We start from the raw sequence: 17331 nt of genomic DNA on the forward strand, positions 1-17331 counted from the left end.
CCGATGACCAGCACAGCAGCGGCCGCCCACCGTAACCTCGGTCGGTCGGCTGACGGGGGAGGTCGATGACCTCCGGTCCAGCCGGTGACTCGTTCGACCGGCTCGGGGTGCGGGGCACACCGGTCCGGTTGCTCGTGCTCACCGCCGCCGTCGCGCTGACCGCCGTGGCCGCTGCCGCAGTCGGGCTGACCCTGCCGGTCAGGCTGCCGGTCGATGACCCCCTCGGCGGTCCGGCCCGCTTCGGCATCGCCGTCGCCGTCCTCGCTCTCGCCCAGCTCGCCCGACTGCGGTTCCGTTCGTCCGCGGGCATGGTCAGCATCACCTGGGGCGAGGCCGCGCTGATCGTCTGCCTCTACCTGGCTCCCGCCGGTTGGCTCCCGTCCGCCACGCTGCTCGGCACCGGGCTGGCCTGGACGATGCTCTCGCTGCACAACGACCGCCGCCCGGTCCTGGAGCTCGTCCGGATCGCCGCGTCGCTGGCCGCCGCGTCGGCACTGGCCGTTTCCGTGACCACCGCACTCGGGCGACCGCTGCTTGCCCCGCCCACCCCGAAGCTCGCGCTGGCCCTGATCGCCGGGTCGGTGACCTATCTCCTGGTGACCGCCTGGCTGGGCGGGGTGACACTGGGCCTGCGGCACGGCCTGCCGATCGGGCCGCCGCTGCTCGCCGCGCTGCGCGGCAAGCTGTTGATGTTCGTCGGCAACGTGGCGGTCGGCCTCGTCGTGGTCGCCCTCCTGGAACTCGACCCGCGCTGGTTGCTGTTGCTGCCGCCGCTGCTCTGGCTGCTGCAACAGACCTACGGTTACCGGCTGCGCTCCGATCAGGAGCGCCGCACCTGGAGAGCGTTCGCCGAGGCCACCGCGGCCCTCAACCAGCTCGACGAGCGCGGCGTGGCCACCGCGGCGGTCACCGGAGGGCTGACGCTGTTCAACGCCGAGCTGGTGGACGTCGACGTGGCGCGGGCCGACGGCCGGTGGCACCGGTACCGGGGCGACGCCGGCGGTCAACTGGTCGACCGCGAGACGGACCCACCGGACCAGTCGCAGCCCGACGAGCACGAGCTGAGCCGGGCACTGTCGGTCGGCGCCGCACCGGTCGGTCGGCTGCGGGTGCGGTTCCCCCGCTCGGCCCCGCCCACCGCGCGGGAGCGCGACGCGGTGGCCGCGTTCGGCGACGCGCTCGCCGCCGCGCTGCACGACGCCGCGACCCACCGCGAGCTGCGGCTGGTGACCGCCCGTTCGTCGTACGAGGCGGTGCACGACCCGCTCACCGGGCTGGCCAACCGGGCGGCGATGCTCGGCAAGGGCGACCAGTCGCTGCGGCAGCTCGCGCACGATCACCCGGTGGCGCTGCTCCTGCTGGACATCAACCAGTTCAAGGAAGTCAACGACACCCTCGGTCACGCCGCGGGCGACCAGTTGCTGCGGCTGACCGCGAACCGGCTCGACGCGCTGGTCCGCCCCGGTGACCTGCTCGGTCGGCTCGGTGGCGACGAGTTCGCCATGCTGCTCACGGCGGTGCCGGTGCTCGGTGACCGGGCCGCGCCGATGGCCCATGCACTGCGCCAGGCTCGCGAGATCGCCGAACGGCTGGCCGCGCCGACCGAGGTGGCCGGCGTACGGATGTCGATCGAGGTTTCCGTCGGGGTGGTGGTGGCCGACGCCGGCACCGCCGACCTGACCGAGCTGCTGCGCCGGGCCGACATCGCGATGTACCAGGCCAAGGAGGGCGGCGGCAACGTCGCCGTGTACGACGGCACCCGGGACGCAGCCAGCACCGACCAGCTCGCCCTGCTGGCCGAGCTTCGCGAGGCGCTCCTGGTCGACGACCAGCTGGTGTTGGCGTTGCAACCGGCGGTCGACCTGGCCACGGGTGCGCCCACCGGCGTGGAGGCGCTGATCCGCTGGCAGCATCCCCGGCGCGGGTGGCTGAGCCCGGCCGACTTCATCCGGCCGGTGGAAAACAGCGAGCAGCTCGGCACCTTCACCCGGTACGTGCTGGACAAGGCGCTCAGCGTGGCCGCCAGTTGGGCGCGTGAGGGGCTGGACGTCCCGATCTCGGTCAACCTGTCGGCCCGCAGCCTGCTCGACCCCCGGCTGCCGGCGGAGATCGCCGACGCGCTGCGCCGCCACCAGGTGCCGCCGCACCGGCTCGTTCTGGAGATCACCGAGACGGTGGTGATGAGTGAGCTGGAGGTCATCGACGAGGTGCTGGCCACGCTCCGGTCGATGGGCGTGCAGCTCGCGGTCGACGACTTCGGCACCGGCTTCTCGTCGCTGACCTTCCTCACCCGGATCGCCGTGGACGAGTTGAAGGTGGACCGCTCGTTCGTGATCCGGATGACGGACTCGCCGGAGGCGGCGGCGATCGTACGGACGACAGTGGGGCTCGCCCACGAGTTGGGCCTGCGGGTGGTCGCCGAAGGGGTCGAGACCGCCGAGCAGCGGATGGCCCTGGCCGAGCTGGGATGCACCTCCGCGCAGGGCTACCACTTCTTCAAGCCGATGCCGGCCGACAAGATCGGCGCGGTGCTCGGTACGCTGCGCGACTCGGCGGAGTCGAACGTGTTCCGGCTGCGCGCCGACGGCGCCTCCTGACCGTCCCGCACTAGTCGGTCCCGACGCCGACACCGCGGTGCTCCGGCTGAAGAAGGGCTGACGGGTGCCGGCCCGGGCCGCCGCAACCCGAGCCTGAGGCTCCGGCCGCCGGACCATCCGGGTGGAGCCCGCGCGGTCCGCGCCGGGGCTGGTTATGGTCGTGGGCGTGAACCGACTCGTCGACGCCACCAGCCCGTACCTGCTCCAGCACGCGGACAACCCGGTCGACTGGTGGCCCTGGTCGGACGAGGCGTTCGCCGAGGCGAAACGGCGGGACGTCCCGGTGCTCATCTCGGTCGGTTACGCGGCCTGCCACTGGTGTCACGTCATGGCGCACGAGTCGTTCGAGAACGAGCAGGTCGGCGCCCTGATGAACGACAACTTCGTGTCGATCAAGGTGGATCGGGAGGAGCGCCCGGACGTGGACGCGGTCTACATGACCGCGACGCAGGCGATGACGGGCCAGGGTGGCTGGCCGATGACGGTCTTCGCCACCCCGGACGGCACCCCGTTCTTCTGCGGCACCTACTTCCCGCGGCCCAACTTCGTCCAGTTGCTCCAGTCGGTCACCACCGCCTGGCGGGAGCAGCGCGAGGAGGTCGTGCGCCAGGGCGCCGCGGTGGTCGAGGCGATCGGCGGTGCGCAGGCCGTGGGCGGCCCCACCGCCCCGCTGGACGCGCCGCTGCTCGACGCCGCGGCCGGCAGGCTGGCCAGCGAGTACGACGCCACGAACGGCGGCTTCGGGGGCGCCCCGAAGTTCCCTCCGCACATGAATCTGCTCTTCCTGCTGCGCCACCACCAGCGCACCGGCGACCCGCGCAGCCTGGAGATCACCCGGCACACCGCCGAGGCGATGGCCCGTGGCGGCATCTACGACCAGCTCGCCAGCGGCTTCGCCCGATACTCGGTGGACGCGCACTGGACGGTTCCGCACTTCGAGAAGATGCTCTACGACAACGCGTTGCTGCTGCGGCTCTACACCCAGCTGTGGCGGCTCACCGGTGACCCGCTGGCCCGGCGGGTGGCGCGGGACACCGCCCGCTTCCTCGCCGACGAGCTGCACCGACCGGGCGAGGGCTTCGCGTCCGCGCTGGACGCCGACACCGAGGGCGTCGAGGGGCTCACCTACGCCTGGACACCCGCGCAGCTCGTCGAGGCGCTGGGTGAGGAGGCCGGCCGCTGGGCCACCGACCTCTTCGCCGTCACCGACGAGGGGACCTTCGCCCCTCATTCCGCCTCCGCGCCGCAAGACGGCACTCCGGACGGAAAGAAGGGCGTCGAGCACGGCATGAGCGTGCTCAAGCTCGCCCGGGACGTCGACGACGCCGCACCCGAGGTGCGGGCCCGCTGGCAGCAGGTCGTCGGGCGGCTGCTCAGTGCCCGGGACACCCGGCCGCAGCCGGCCCGCGACGACAAGGTGGTGGCCGCCTGGAACGGCCTGGCGATCACCGCCATCGTCGAGTTCCTCCAGGTGGCCGCGTTGTACGCGTCCCCGCAGGACGAGGACGCCAACCTGATGGACGGCGTGACGATCGTCGCCGACGGCGCGATGCGCGACGCGGCCGAGCACCTGGCCACCGTGCACCTGGTGGACGGCCGGCTGCGCCGGGTCTCCCGGGACGGCAAGGTCGGCGAGCCGGCCGGCGTCCTGGAGGACTACGGCTGCGTGGCCGAGGCCTTCTGCTCGCTGCACCAGCTCACCGGCGAGGGCCGTTGGCTCACGCTGGCCGGCGAGCTGCTGGACACCGCGTTGGCGCACTTCGCCGCGCCCGGTGGTGCCTTCTACGACACCGCCGACGACGCGGAACGGCTGGTGGCCCGGCCCGCTGACCCGACCGACAACGCCACCCCGTCCGGCCGGTCGGCGTTGATCGCCGGGCTGGTCGCGTACTCGGCGCTGACCGGGGAGACGCGCTACCGGGAGGCCGCCGAGGCGGCGCTCGCCACTGTCGCGCCGATCGTCGGTAAGCACCCCCGATTCACCGGCTACGCCGCCATGGTCGGTGAGGCGTTGCTCTCCGGGCCGTACGAGATCGCCGTGGTGACCGACGACCCGGCTGGCGATCCCCTGGTGGCCGCGGCTCGACGGCACGCCCCGCCCGGGGCCGTGGTCGTCGCCGGGCAACCGGACCAGCCCGGTGTGCCGCTGCTCGCCGACCGTCCGCTGGTCGACGGGCGGTCCGCCGCGTACGTCTGCCGGGGGTTCGTCTGCCAGCGGCCGGTGACCTCGGTCGAGGAGCTGGTCGCCGAGCTCAGCTGAGCGCCCCGCCACGCCCTGTAATGCCCGCGCTCCCGGCACCGCCCGTCTCGGGACCGGGTCGGCGGCGCGGGTGCCGGCCCTCCGGGTGGGCGTGCCGATGGCCCGGATAGGCTGGCCGCGCTATGGATTCCCGTACCGGTCTGCCTGTTGTCGGCATGGTGGGTGGCGGCCAGTTGGCCCGGATGACCCACCAGGCCGCGATCGCCCTCGGCCAGTCACTGCGTGTGCTCGCGACCGCCCCCGACGACGGCGCGGCGCTGGTCGCCGCCGACGTCCAGTACGGCGACCACACCGACCTGGCCGCCCTGCGCACCTTCGCCAAGGGCTGCGACGTCGTCACCTTCGACCACGAGCACGTGCCCTCGGAGCACATCCGCACGCTGGCGGCGGAAGGGGTGACCCTCTACCCGCCGGCGGACGCGTTGCTGCACGCCCAGGACAAGCAGGTCATGCGGGAACGCCTGACCGAGCTGGGCGCCCCCAACCCGCTGTGGCGGCCGGTCGGCGAGCCCGCCGACCTGGTCGACTTCGGTGAGCAGGTCGGCTGGCCGGTGGTGCTCAAGGCGGCGCGCGGCGGCTACGACGGCCGGGGCGTGTGGATGGTCGACGACGCGACCCAGGCCGGCGAGCTGGCAGCAACGCTGCTCGCCGGCGGCACCCGGCTGATCGTCGAGGAGCGGGTGCCGCTGCGTCGGGAGCTGGCCGTGCAGGTCGCCCGGTCGCCGTTCGGTCAGGTAGCCGCGTACCCGGTGGTCGAGACGGTGCAGCGGGACGGCATCAACGTGGAGGTGCTGGCCCCGGCGCCCGGCCTGGACGAGGAGCTGGCGGTCTCCGCCCAGCAGCTCGCCATCGACCTGGCCACCGCGCTCGGCGTGATCGGCCTGCTGGCCGTGGAGCTGTTCGAGGTGCGCGACGAGGCCGGTCGGCCCGCGATCGTGGTCAACGAGCTGGCCATGCGGCCGCACAACTCCGGGCACTGGACCATCGAGGGCTCCCGCACCTCGCAGTTCGAGCAGCACCTGCGGGCGGTGCTGGACTACCCGATGGGCGACACCTCGCTGACCGCGCCGGTGGTGGTGATGGCGAACGTGCTCGGCGGAGAGCCGGGCGGAATGTCGATCGACGAGCGGCTGCACCACCTCTTCGCCGCCGAGCCGGGCGCCAAGGTGCACCTGTACGGCAAGCAGGTGCGACCCGGCCGGAAGGTCGGGCACGTCACGGTGCTCGGCGACGACCTGGATGACGTACGGGCACGCGCGGCGCGGGCCGCGCGCTGGCTGCGTGAGGGGCACGAGTGACCACCTCGGTCGAGAAGGAGACCCCAGTGACCACGGTCGGGCTGATCATGGGCAGCGACTCGGACTGGCCGACCATGCGGGCCGCCGCCGAGGTGCTGGACGACTTCGGCGTGGCGTACGAGGTGCGGGTGATCTCGGCGCACCGGACTCCGGTCGCGATGATCGAGTACGGGCGGGACGCCGCAGACCGGGGCCTGAAGGTGATCATCGCCGGGGCTGGAGGTGCCGCCGCGCTGCCGGGCATGGTCGCCTCGGTGACGCCACTGCCGGTGATCGGTGTGCCGGTGCCGCTGAAGCACCTGGACGGCATGGACTCGCTGCTGTCCATCGTGCAGATGCCGGCCGGGATCCCGGTGGCCACCGTGTCGATCGGCAACGCCCGCAACGCCGGCCTGCTCGCCGTACGGATCCTCGGCGCGAGCGACGACGGCCTGCGCGCCAGGATGACGACCTACCAGGAGGACCTGGAGAAGCTGGTGGCGAGCAAGGAAGCCGCCCTCCAGGCAACCCTCCCGTAGCTCGCGTCAGACCCACGCACCCGGCCCGGGCCACCGCACCCAATCCACACATCGCGCACCTGGACCACTCGCCGCGCCCACTCACCCAGGCCGCCGTGACCCTCCGATTCATCTCATGCCGCGTAGCGCGGTCTGGAGGCGTTCCTGGGCGCGGCGGCGGCGCTCGTTGCTCGCGCCGAGCACGAGCAGCAGGATGCCGACCGGGATGAGCGCGAGCCACGGGCCGAGGCTGAACAGGGCGTGGATCGCGGTGATCGCGGTCACCGACGCGCCGACGATCACCGGTGCCTGCTGTTGGGTGGACGAGCCGAAGATCAGCACCGCGACCGCGCCGAGCAACAACAGCATCTGCCGCAGCGTGCTGGACTCGGTGGCCAGCACGATGGCCAGCGTCGGTACGAAGGCGGCGACCAGCGCCGGCCCGTACGCCACCCAGCTGCTCAGGTCCGCTCGGTGGCGCAGCTCCAACACCCCGACGAGCAGGGCCAGGGCGGCGAACGGCAGCGTGTACGCCTCGGGCAGCGCCACGTCGGCGACCCGCATCAGGATCCACCACGCGGTGATCTCGCAGACCACCACGGCCCAGAACAGGATGCGGCGTTCCACCGGCCGACGACCGGGTCGGGTCGCCGCCACCCCGAGGACCGCACCCCAGGCCGCCAGCAGGGCGGCGATGTGTCGGGGCGAGTCGAAGGCGAGGGCCAGGGCGATCAGCGCGGCAGCGTAGCCGCTCCATTCGACTGTGGAGGCCTCGCGCTGCGCCTCGGGGCGGCGCAGCCGGGGCAGGGTCGCGGCGAGCACCTGCAGGACCGCTCCGACGGCGAGCACCCCGAACGCGGACCAGACCGCTGCCAGCCCGGCGACCAGGCCGGCGGTGAGCACGAAGAGCTGCGCCATGAGCGAGGCGAAGAGCCAGCCGAGGATGCGTGCCCGCTGGGTGGTGCCGAAGAACGCACCGACCGCGCCCACCCCGACGGCGCTGCCGAGGGTGAACAGGGTCAACTGCCGGTCGGCCAGGCTGCCGGCGAGCCCGGCGCTGCCACCTGCCAGACCGATGGCGAACACCAGCACCCGGGCCAGCCGCAGCGAGCGGGCCCGCTCGGCCAGCGGCGGCGGTGGGGTCAGCGCGAGACCGAGCATCGCGATGGTGAAGACGGAGAGCGCGGCGACGGTGCTCGCCGGCCAGCCCCAGCCCAGCGCGGTGGGCGCGATCAGCAGGGTGACGGCTGCTCCGGGCAGCACCACCGGGACGGCCCGGGAACGACGCCCACCGCTGAACCCGGTGGCCGCCAGCGCGGCGGTCGCGGTGAGCAGCAGGGCCGTCAGCACGTGGGTCGGGTTGACCACGTCCGGCGGTGGGGTGAGCAGCTCCGGTGGCGGGCCCTGCCAGATCCTGGTCAGTGTGCGGTGCGGCTCGACCAGGGCGGTGACCAGCGCGGGCGTGATCGAGGCGAGTGCCAGGGCGGTCGGAAGGGCCGCCGCGGCCAACGCGCCGGCGGCCGGGTTGAACCGCCACCGCCGTCGCTCCGGGTCGTCCGGCAGTCGACGGAGTGCCCCGTCGAGCCGTACCGCCCAACGCCGGACCGGCTGGGCGGCGCCGGTGGGCGGCACGGTGGCCGCGCGGATCAGCTCGGCCAGCACGCCGAGCAGGGCGGCGGCGGCCGCGTAGACGCCCGCGGCGAGGCCGGTGGGGATGGCGGCGAGGGCGCTGATGCTGGCACCGCCGACCACCGCCGCGCTGACCCAGGGCAGATATTGCGGCACCTCCCGGCGGACCGCGGCCACGGCGGCCAGGCCGAGGCTGGACGCGGCCAGCGCGGCGGTCAGCACCACCTCCGCCGAGTGGTCGAATTCGGCGGCCAGCGCCGCCACCGAGCCGGGGAGGGCCAGCAACGCGGCGCCGATCGCCGCACCGCCGATCTGCGCCAGGTGCGGTGGCATCCCCTCGGTCTCGATGTCGGTCACCTGCGGGCCGGCCAGCACACGGGCCAGCGCGGCCACCACCACGCCGATCAGCGCGATGCTGCCCAGGGCCAACGCTGTGGTCCAGGGTCGGACCAGGCCGGCTCCGGCGGCGTGCAACGCGACCACCCCGGCGACGGTGGCCCGGGACAGGGCCGCGCGGGCCTCCTCGGTGGCAACCGCGGCGATGCCGTACACGGTGGCGACCATCCCGCCGATCAGGACCGGCGACCACCAGGCCAGGTCGAACGCGGCCGGCGCGCCGATCGTGGCGAGCACCGCCGCCACGCCGGACACGTCCCACCGCCAGGGCGGCGGGAGCAGGATGCCTGCCGCGACGGCCAACAGCGCCAGCGCGACCGGCGCCTGCCAGGTGGAGCCGCCGACCGGCGCGGCGGGCCAACCGATCAGGTCGCCCTTCCAGATCGGACCGGGTGTGGCGAGCACACCGACGCCACCGCGCACCGCGGACCAGCCGGCGAGTACGCCGATGAGGGCACCGCCGACGGCGAGGCCGAGGATCGGCCCGCGTCGCCACTCCTCCGGCATGGTGCGTGCTGCCACGGCGACCACCAGGACCAGTGCGGCGGCCACCGCCAACTGCCCGCCCGGGGCGAGCACCGCACCGATCCGCACCAGGGTGGCGATCAGGGCGGTGGTGACCGCGGCGGCGGCCAGGTCCGAGCCGTCCAGGGTGAGGTCGGCGCGTCGGCCGGCGTCGATCGACGGGGCCAGGAAGAGCAACACCGCCGCGACCAGCAGCAGCGCGCCGACCCAGGCGTCGGCGACGGTCGCTCCGGGTGCGCCGAACGCGGCGGCGGTGACCACCAGCGCGCCCAACCCGGTGCCGACCGACAGCGGCGCGGGGATGCGGCGCTGGGAGACCTGCACGACGGCGGCGTAGCCGAGGGTCACGCAGACCGCCAGGAAGCTGGCGGCCAGGACCGGGACGGTGACCTCCCGGAGGCTGGCCGGGGTGGGGGTCGGGTCGGTCGGCATGGTGGCGGCCACGAACGCGGCCACGGCCCCGGGTAGCGCGAACGCGGCGCCTCCGGCCGCCCAGGCGGTGACGGTGTCGGAGGCGGCCGAGGCGATCCGGACCCGGGGTGCCAGGGCGACTAGCGTGCCGGCCGCGAACAGGGTGAGCAGGACCGCGGCGGTGAGGGTGGGGCTGGCGAGGCTGGCGCCGGCGCCGAACAGGCCCACCACGGCCGCACCGACGGCGTGTGCCACCGCGGCTCGGTCGGTGCGGGCGGAGAGCCCGATGACGCCGATGCCGATCGAGGTGGCCACCATCGGCCAGGGTGCCGCCGCCCAGCCGAGACCTAACGAGGCGGGAACGGCGAGTGCGGTCAGCGCCGCGCCGGCGACCGCGAACTCGCGGCGGATCTCCGGGGGCAGCGCCAGCACCGCCGCGATGGTGAGCAGGAATGCGGCGCCCGCGAGCTGCCACGTGTTCGGCCCGACCGCGGCGGCCAGCTCGGCCGGGTACCGGCTGAGGTCGGCACCCCAGGCGGGCAGCGAAGCCCGGACCGGCGCCACCCCGGCGCGTAGCGCGCCTCCGGCGACCACCACACCGCTGACGGTCAGCGCCACCGCCGAGGCGATCTGTGGGCCACGCCGGGCGGTCTCGGGGACGGCGCGCACCGCCAGCCCGGTCACCGTGATGACCAGCGCGATCAGCAGCAACGCCCGGTCGGGCAGCGCCACCGAGGCGATTCGGCTGAGTGCGCCGATCACGGCCAGGGTGACGATGCCGGCCGCGACGTCGGGCAGCGGTGGTCGACGCAGCACCAGCGCGCCGGCCAGCCCGACCGCGGCGGCCAGCAGCAGCACCATCCCGGCGCCGGTCGCGGTCGGCACGGTCTGCGCCCGCAGCAGGGCGGTGACCGCGTACGCCAGGGCGACGGCGACCGCCACCGCGTGCAGCAACCAGGTCAGCTCGCGTAGCCCGGGCACCGGGCGCAGCGGCAGGGTGTCGGCGGAACCCGCGCTGGCGTCGATCAGCTCGCCGGCCTCCTCCGGGTCGCCCTCCGGTCGGCTCTCAGCGCTGCGCTGGCGGGGCGCCGACGGGGTGCCCGGCACCGGCAGGTCCTGCCGGACGGGGCGTTCCAGGGCCACGCCGGAACGGGCCAGCCAGAGGTCGACGAGGGCGACCAGAGTCAGCACCAGCGCCCAGCCGCCCGGCCCGGTGATCCGGTCGTACGCCAGCAGCGGCAGCACCGGCTGCGCGGCGAGGACGGTGGCGAAACGGGGTGCCCGCAGGCCCGTCAAACGGGCGTAGCCGAATGCGACGGCTGCCGTGACCGCGAAGATCACCCCGCTGAAGACCGTGGCGGAGCCGCCGCCGGTGCCGATCCGGTCCACCGCCCAGAGGGCGTTGCCGGCAAGCGGCACCAGCAGCAGGCCGACCGCGGCGATGGTCTCGGCGGTCGAGGTGAGCCCGCGCCGGGCCAGTGCCGGCGGGGCGAGCAACATCAGCACGGTGGCCAGGAGCAGGATGCCGAGCCGCGCCACCGCGTCCATCGAGCTGGTCGCCACCGCGGCGAAGACCACCGCGGCCACCCCGAGCAGCAGCGCGCCCAGCCCGAGGGGGATGTTCTGCACCTCGCGCGACGACGCCTCCGGCGGGTGCTCCGGGTCGTCCGCGTCCAGCCACCTCGCCCGGGGCGGGGGCGGCGGCGGGTCCTCCGGGGTGGGCGGGGTGTTCTGCCGGGGCACCCGGGGTGGCGCTCCGTTGGTGGCGGTCGGTGGCCGCCGGCCGGCACGGCGGCGCAGCACCCGACGTGGCCGGGTGGCCTGTTTGAGTCGCTCCTCGCCGGCGTGGGCGAGGATGTCGCGCTGGAAGAGCGCGGCCTGCATCTTGGCGGCGATCTGCCGTTGCTCGCGGGCGATGGCGGCGTCGCGGGCCTTCATCTCCGCGATCGAACGCTCGATGTCCGCCAGGTGCTCGACCCACTGCGGCTGATCAGCCCCACAGTGCGGGCATCGGACGGCCGGCTTGATCTCCCGGCCGCACGAGGAGCATTGAAAGGTCGCCACGACACACCCCTCCACCCGCACTGTGGACTTCCACTGTCGCAGCATGCCCAAAGCTGGCGCGGATTTCGACTCTTGTCGGCGGGTCCGGGGCAAACAACGACACCGGCCGGCCACCGAATGCTCGGTGGCCGGCCGGTTGAGGGCGTGCGGTCAGGGGCGACCCATGCCCCGGTACTCCCAGCCGGCCTGGGTCCACAGTGCCGAATCGAGACAGTTCCGGCCGTCGACCACCTTGCGGCCGTTGACCAGCTCGCCAAGGGCGACCGGGTCGGCGTTGCGGAAGTCGGCCCACTCGGTGAGGACGCAGACCAGGTCGGCGCCGGCGACCGCCTCGTTGATGCCGGCCTCGTAAGTCAGCTCGGGGACCGCACGGCGGGCGTTCTCGGTGCCCTGCGGGTCGTACACGTGCACTTCCGCGCCGGCCTTGTGCAGCAGCGCGGCGACGGCGAGCGCCGGGGCGTCCCGGACGTCGTCGGTGTTGGGCTTGAACGTGGCACCGAGCACGGCGATCCGGGTGCCGGAGAAGTCCGGGCCGGCAGGCCCGGAGCGGCGGCCGAGCAGATCGGCGGCGAGGTTGAGCACGCGGGTACGGCGGCGGAGGTTGATCAGGTCGACCTCGTGCAGGAAACGCAGCGCCTCGCCGGCGCCCAACTCCTGGGCCCGGGCCTGGAAGGCGCGGATGTCCTTGGGCAGGCAGGCGCCGCCGAAGCCGAGGCCGGCCTGGAGGAACCGGTTGCCGATCCGCGGGTCGTACCCGATCGCGCGGGCCAGTTGGGTGACGTCGCCACCGGACGCCTCGCAGACCTCGGCCATCGCGTTGATGAAGGAGATCTTGGTGGCCAGGAAGGCGTTCGCGGCGACCTTGACCAGCTCGGCGGTGGCGAAGTCGGTGACCACCAGGGGCACCTCGCGGTCCTCCGTGGCGGCCAGGTCGAACACGCCCTTGTGCGCGGCGTAGAGCATGCCGTTGGCCCACTCGCTCTTCACGCCGACGACGATGCGGTTGGGGCGCAGGACGTCGTCGACGGCGAAGCCCTCCTGGAGGAACTCGGGGCTCCACGCCACCTCGACGTCAAGGTCGCCGGGGGTGTGCTTGCCGACGAGCTGCTCCACCCAGTCCGCGGTGCCGACCGGCACTGTGGACTTGCCGACGATCAGTGCCTTGCGGGTCAGGTGCTGCGCGAGGCTGGTGACCGACGCCTCGACGTACGACAGGTCGGCGCCCATCCCGTCGGCCCGCTGGGGGGTGCCCACGCAGATGAAGTGCACGTCACCGAACTCGGCGGTCTCGGCGATGTCGGTGCTGAACCGGAGGCGTCCGGCGGCGAGGTTGCGCCGCAGCAGCTCGTCCAGGCCGGGTTCGTGGATGGGCACCTGACCGGCGTTCAACATCGCGATCTTGTCCGCGTCGACGTCGAAACCGAGCACGTCGTAGCCCAGCTCGGCGTAGCAGATGGCGTACGTCGCACCGAGGTAGCCAGTCCCCAGGAACGTCACCCGCGGCCGAGGAGCGCCCGAGGGCGGTGTCACCGCGGCGATGGCGGGGGCCGGCTGGATGGTGGGATAGGGGATCGTCACGCCTGTTTCTCCGCTCGCACTGGCGGCGCGTCGTCGCGTCGCATTCTGCCGGGGCGCCTAAGCGGGGCACCGAAGGGGTGGCTCACTGTCTGTCCTCCATCATCGCCCAGCGGCGTGGGTGCACCCGCATGGCCCATGCCTACGCGCCGGTAACATCACCTGAACTGCAGTCGCTAGTCTTCAGTCTGCGCGGTCGGCGGTCAGGAGTCGTCACAGACTGCGCATGATAGCGGTGAAGGGGAGGGGCCGACATGGCCGCAGGCGAGTCGTTCGACGTCTACCGGTTGCCCGAGGAGCACGTGGCGATCCGGGACGCGGTCCGGGAGGTCTGCACGGCGAAGGTGGCGCCGCACGCCGCCGAGGCCGACGAGACCGGAGAGTTCCCCAAGGCGTCCTACGACGCGCTGAGGGGGGCCGACTTCCACGCACCGCACATTCCCGAGGAGTACGGCGGCGCGGGCGCCGACGCGCTGGCCACCGCCATCGTGATCGAGGAGGTCGCCCGGGCGTGCGCGTCCTCCTCGCTGATCCCGGCGGTGAACAAACTTGGCACGATGCCGCTGTTGTTGTCCGGTTCCGAGGAGCTCAAGCGCCGCTACCTGACGCCGGTGGCGGCGGGTGAGGCCATGTTCTCGTACTGCCTCTCCGAGCCGGAGGCGGGCAGCGACGCGGTGTCGATGACCACCCGGGCGGTGCGTGACGGGGATCACTGGGTGCTCAACGGGGTGAAGCGCTGGATCACGAACGCCGGCGTGTCGGAGTTCTACACCGTCTTCGCCGTCACCGACCCGTCCGCGCGGTCCCGGGGCATCTCGGCCTTCGTGGTCGAGAAGTCCGATGCCGGGGTGAGCTTCGGCGCGCCGGAGAAGAAGCTCGGCATCAAGGGCTCGCCGACCCGCGAGGTCTACCTCGACAACGTGCGGATCCCCGCCGACCGGATGATCGGCGCGGAGGGCACCGGCTTCGCGACCGCGATGAAGACCCTGGACCACACCCGGGTCACCATCGCCGCGCAGGCCGTCGGGATCGCGCAGGGCGCGCTCGACTACGCCAAGGGGTACGTGGCCGAGCGCCGGCAGTTCGGCAAGGCCGTCGCCGAGTTCCAGGGCATCCAGTTCATGCTCGCCGACATGGGCATGAAGCTGGAGGCTGCCCGGCAGCTCACGTACGCGGCGGCCGGCAAGTCGGAGCGTGGCGACGCGGATCTGACCTACTTTGGCGCGGCAGCCAAGTGCTTCGCCTCGGACGCCGCCATGGAGATCACCACCGACGCGGTGCAACTGCTGGGCGGCTACGGCTACACGCGGGACTACCCGGTCGAGCGGATGATGCGCGACGCCAAGATCACGCAGATCTACGAGGGCACCAACCAGGTGCAGCGCATCGTCATGGCTCGGCAGCTGCTCAACGGTCTCGTCTAGGTTCTTCTCCCGCCTGGCTCCGCACAGACTGACGTGACATGACGAAGGCCGGCACCGCCTTGGCGGTGCCGGCCTTCGTCCGTGGCGACTACGTGAGCCAGGGCAGTCTCCGGACCAGGGGAGTGTTGGCCCACCAGCGGCCGAGGCCGAAGGTGGCGCCGGCTCCGGCGGCGGCGATCCCGATGAGCAGGGCAGCCAGGATGAGGTGGTCGTCGATGATCGGGTTGGTCTTGGGAGGCAGCACGACGGTGTACATCATGATGAGCATCAGCGCGCCGGCTCCGGCGGCGATTCGCATCCCGATGCCCAGCAGCAGGGCGACGCCGATGGCGGCCAGGCCGACCATGAAGGCGATGTCGGCGAACGTGGTGCCGGCGAGGTTGTGGTAGAAGCCGGCGAAAGGCCCTTCCGCTCCAGCGAGGAAGCCCTTCGTGGGGTGGCCGCCGTCGACCCAGCCCTTACCGTCCGGGGTCGCGTAGCCCAGGCCGAACAGCTTGTCGACGAATGCCCACAGGAAGGTGAAGCCCATCCCGATTCGGGCGGCGAACCAGGCGTACCTGGCCACTGTCCGGGCGGTGGTGCCGCCACCGGTGGCCGGCGTGTCGGTGGTGCCTGCCGCCGGCTCGGTCCCCGACGCGCTGCGGGGAGTCCGGTCGAGACGCGGGGGGACGATGGCGTTCATGGCATCCTCCATCTTTGCCGCCAGCCTGGTCGACCGGCGCTCAACTACAGTTCACGGCAACCGGCGCGGTGCCAGTAGGACCACAGGGCATCGATGTGACGGGACCAAATCCCTGTCCGGTGGGACCTCTGTCCTGCTCCCACGAGATCGGGGTCCTGGGGTCAGGCGAGGTCGATCGTCTCGTCGACGTCGCGGCGAGGGGCGGAAGGCCCACCCGGTTGCCCGTACCCGATCCGCATGACCATCTGAGGCGTGCCGTACCTGCCGAGGGCCAGTCGCAGCTGCTCGCGGGCTCGGGGTACCTCGATGGGCTGGGACAGCATGGAGACGGCGAGGCGGCTGTCGGTGGCGGTGAGGAGCACGCGTTGCAGCGCCTGGCCGGCGGTGATCTGGTCGGTGGCGCTGTCGCCCTGGACACCGAGCACAGCGACGAGTGGTTCAGGTTCGAAGTCCCGGCCGGGCGCGCGGGTGCGCACCCCGAAGGCCCGTTGGGGTAGCAGGTCCTGCGGTTCGGGGACCGGCCCGCCCGCCTCAACCGGGATGCCGTCAACGGCGGGCGAGGTGCGGATCCACCGCGTCAGCTCCGCCCGGTAGGCACAGTCGCGTTCCAGCACCCGGTTGGCGCTGCGGGCGATCTCGGCGACCGTCTGGACCGCGCCCGCTCCAATGACCATCTCCAGCCATGCGCCCTCGGCCCGGGCGGCCTCGATCAGACGCCACCGTGCGTCCGCCGCTACCGGGTTCGGCCAGAACGGCCTGCGGTTGCTGTGCCGTCGGGGGATCGCGGAATACAGGTCCTGCTCGGCCGGAGTCGCGGGCCGTGGCCGGGCTGGGACCAGCAGGGCCACGGTATCCAGATCATGTGGATGCGGACGGAGCCGGACCTCCGCCGGAGTGCCTGCGACGGCGAGCGCCAGGCGAAGGTTGAACACGGCGGCGCCGCAACTGAGCCGTGCCGCCCAGCGGTTGGGGTCACCGACCTGCGGCAGCCGGTCCGGATCGATCCGCACCTCGATGCCACCGTCGGAGAGTCGGAAACGCCAGGGCTGACTGTTGTGCAGCGACGGCGCCCGAATCGCTGCGGCCACCGCAGCGCGAAGCCCGGCAGGTGTGAACGTGGTGCTGATCATCGCGGCACATCCTTCACGGCGCAGAGATGCAGGTCAGCCCGGCCAGGTCCTGGTGTGGACCCAGCCCTCACCATCGCGTCAGCCGGGGCCGGACCGGCAGGGCCGGACGTCCCAAGGGTGCGGGCCCCCGGTCCCTGTCCACCCGCGGGTGACGGGACCTTCGGCCCTGTGTCCACCGGAGCCGCACCTGTAGAAAGGGGAGATGATCCGTGTGTTCCTCCTCGACGACCACGAGGTCGTCCGCCGTGGTCTGACCGACCTGCTGCACGCCGCCGGCGACATCGAAGTGGTGGGTGAGTCAGGGTCGGCACGGGAGGCCACGGCGCGCATCCCGGCACTGCGGCCGGACGTGGCGATCCTCGACGCACGCTTGCCCGACGGCAGTGGCATCGACGTGTGCCGGGACGTACGCACCGTCGACTCGTCGATCCGGGGTCTGATCCTCACCTCGTACGAAGACGACGAGGCGCTGTTCGCGGCGATCATGGCGGGAGCTGACGGATATGTGCTCAAGCAGATCCGCGGCACCGACCTCGTCGACGGGGTCCGCCGGGTGGCGGCCGGTCAGTCGCTGCTCGACCCGGCGGTGACCCAGCGGGTGCTGGAGCGCATCCGCAACGGGGTCGAGCAGCCGCGCGAGCTGGAGATGTTGACCGAGCAGGAGCGCCGGATCCTGGGGTACGTCGCCGAGGGGCTGACCAACCGGGAAATCGCCGGAAAGATGTTCCTCGCTGAGAAGACCGTCAAGAACTACGTGTCGAGCCTGCTGGCGAAGCTGGGGCTGGAACGGCGTACGCAGGCTGCGGTGTTGGCCACCCGGCTCCTCCGCCCGCACCCCTGACC

10 protein-coding genes are annotated in these 17331 nt (G+C 72.9%); 6 read left to right on the forward strand and 4 right to left on the reverse strand.

What is annotated here, in order from left to right:
- Positions 1–65 precede the first annotated feature (65 nt).
- The 4 genes from GA0070619_RS00725 to purE all read left to right on the forward strand — a co-directional run bounded on the left by GA0070619_RS00725 (position 66) and on the right by purE (position 6673).
- A complete protein-coding gene (locus tag GA0070619_RS00725; protein ID WP_088946270.1) occupies positions 66–2597 on the forward strand; it encodes a putative bifunctional diguanylate cyclase/phosphodiesterase in 2532 nt (843 codons plus the stop codon).
- 166 nt (positions 2598–2763) lie between these two features.
- Positions 2764–4857 carry a thioredoxin domain-containing protein gene (locus tag GA0070619_RS00730; protein ID WP_088951466.1) on the forward strand — a complete coding sequence of 698 codons (2094 nt, stop codon included), beginning with the start codon at positions 2764–2766 and terminating at the stop codon, positions 4855–4857.
- 122 nt (positions 4858–4979) lie between these two features.
- Positions 4980–6155 carry a 5-(carboxyamino)imidazole ribonucleotide synthase gene (locus GA0070619_RS00735; RefSeq protein ID WP_088946271.1) on the forward strand — a complete coding sequence of 392 codons (1176 nt, stop codon included), beginning with the start codon at positions 4980–4982 and terminating at the stop codon, positions 6153–6155.
- Positions 6156–6181: 26 nt separating this feature from the next.
- Positions 6182–6673 (forward strand): 5-(carboxyamino)imidazole ribonucleotide mutase, encoded by a 492-nt coding sequence (gene purE / locus GA0070619_RS00740; protein WP_088951467.1) that lies wholly within the window; start codon positions 6182–6184, stop codon positions 6671–6673.
- A 108-nt stretch (positions 6674–6781) separates the two neighbouring features.
- Here purE and GA0070619_RS00745 read toward each other — a convergent pair whose 3' ends face one another.
- Together GA0070619_RS00745 and GA0070619_RS00750 are read right to left on the reverse strand one after the other, a co-directional pair.
- A complete protein-coding gene (locus GA0070619_RS00745) occupies positions 6782–11677 on the reverse strand; it encodes an SCO7613 C-terminal domain-containing membrane protein (protein ID WP_088946272.1) in 4896 nt (1631 codons plus the stop codon).
- Between the two features lie 150 nt (positions 11678–11827).
- The gene (locus GA0070619_RS00750) at positions 11828–13255 is read right to left on the reverse strand and encodes a UDP-glucose dehydrogenase family protein (RefSeq protein ID WP_088946273.1); all 1428 of its coding nucleotides are present in this window, start codon (positions 13253–13255) and stop codon (positions 11828–11830) included.
- Between the two features lie 251 nt (positions 13256–13506).
- On the opposite strand from GA0070619_RS00750, the gene GA0070619_RS00755 reads away from it, so the two are divergent.
- The gene (locus tag GA0070619_RS00755) at positions 13507–14676 is read left to right on the forward strand and encodes an acyl-CoA dehydrogenase family protein (RefSeq protein WP_088946274.1); all 1170 of its coding nucleotides are present in this window, start codon (positions 13507–13509) and stop codon (positions 14674–14676) included.
- Between the two features lie 88 nt (positions 14677–14764).
- Here GA0070619_RS00755 and GA0070619_RS00760 read toward each other — a convergent pair whose 3' ends face one another.
- Together GA0070619_RS00760 and GA0070619_RS00765 are read right to left on the reverse strand one after the other, a co-directional pair.
- Positions 14765–15358, reverse strand: a complete 594-nt coding sequence (locus GA0070619_RS00760) for a DoxX family membrane protein (protein WP_088946275.1) — start codon at positions 15356–15358, stop codon at positions 14765–14767.
- A gap of 161 nt (positions 15359–15519) precedes the next feature.
- Positions 15520–16488, reverse strand: coding sequence for an Acg family FMN-binding oxidoreductase (locus GA0070619_RS00765; RefSeq protein ID WP_247667668.1), 969 nt, complete (start codon positions 16486–16488; stop codon positions 15520–15522).
- Between the two features lie 202 nt (positions 16489–16690).
- On the opposite strand from GA0070619_RS00765, the gene GA0070619_RS00770 reads away from it, so the two are divergent.
- Entirely contained in the window at positions 16691–17329 is a 639-nt protein-coding gene (locus GA0070619_RS00770) for a response regulator (RefSeq protein ID WP_088946276.1), read from the forward strand.
- The last annotated feature ends 2 nt before the right edge of the window (positions 17330–17331 follow it).

This window comes from Micromonospora zamorensis (assembly GCF_900090275.1).
GTDB classification, from domain to species: domain Bacteria; phylum Actinomycetota; class Actinomycetes; order Mycobacteriales; family Micromonosporaceae; genus Micromonospora; species Micromonospora zamorensis.

Bases quoted from the DNA above. Each gene is read 5' to 3' on its own strand.
- GA0070619_RS00725 (WP_088946270.1), top strand. From the start codon at position 66: ATGACCTCCGGTCCAGCCGGTGACTCGTTCGACCGGCTCGGGGTGCGG.
- GA0070619_RS00735 (WP_088946271.1), top strand. From the start codon at position 4,980: ATGGATTCCCGTACCGGTCTGCCTGTTGTCGGCATGGTGGGTGGCGGC.
- GA0070619_RS00755 (WP_088946274.1), top strand. From the start codon at position 13,507: ATGGCCGCAGGCGAGTCGTTCGACGTCTACCGGTTGCCCGAGGAGCAC.
- GA0070619_RS00760 (WP_088946275.1), bottom strand. From the start codon at position 15,358: ATGAACGCCATCGTCCCCCCGCGTCTCGACCGGACTCCCCGCAGCGCG.
- GA0070619_RS00765 (WP_247667668.1), bottom strand. From the start codon at position 16,488: ATGATCAGCACCACGTTCACACCTGCCGGGCTTCGCGCTGCGGTGGCC.
- GA0070619_RS00770 (WP_088946276.1), top strand. From the start codon at position 16,691: ATGATCCGTGTGTTCCTCCTCGACGACCACGAGGTCGTCCGCCGTGGT.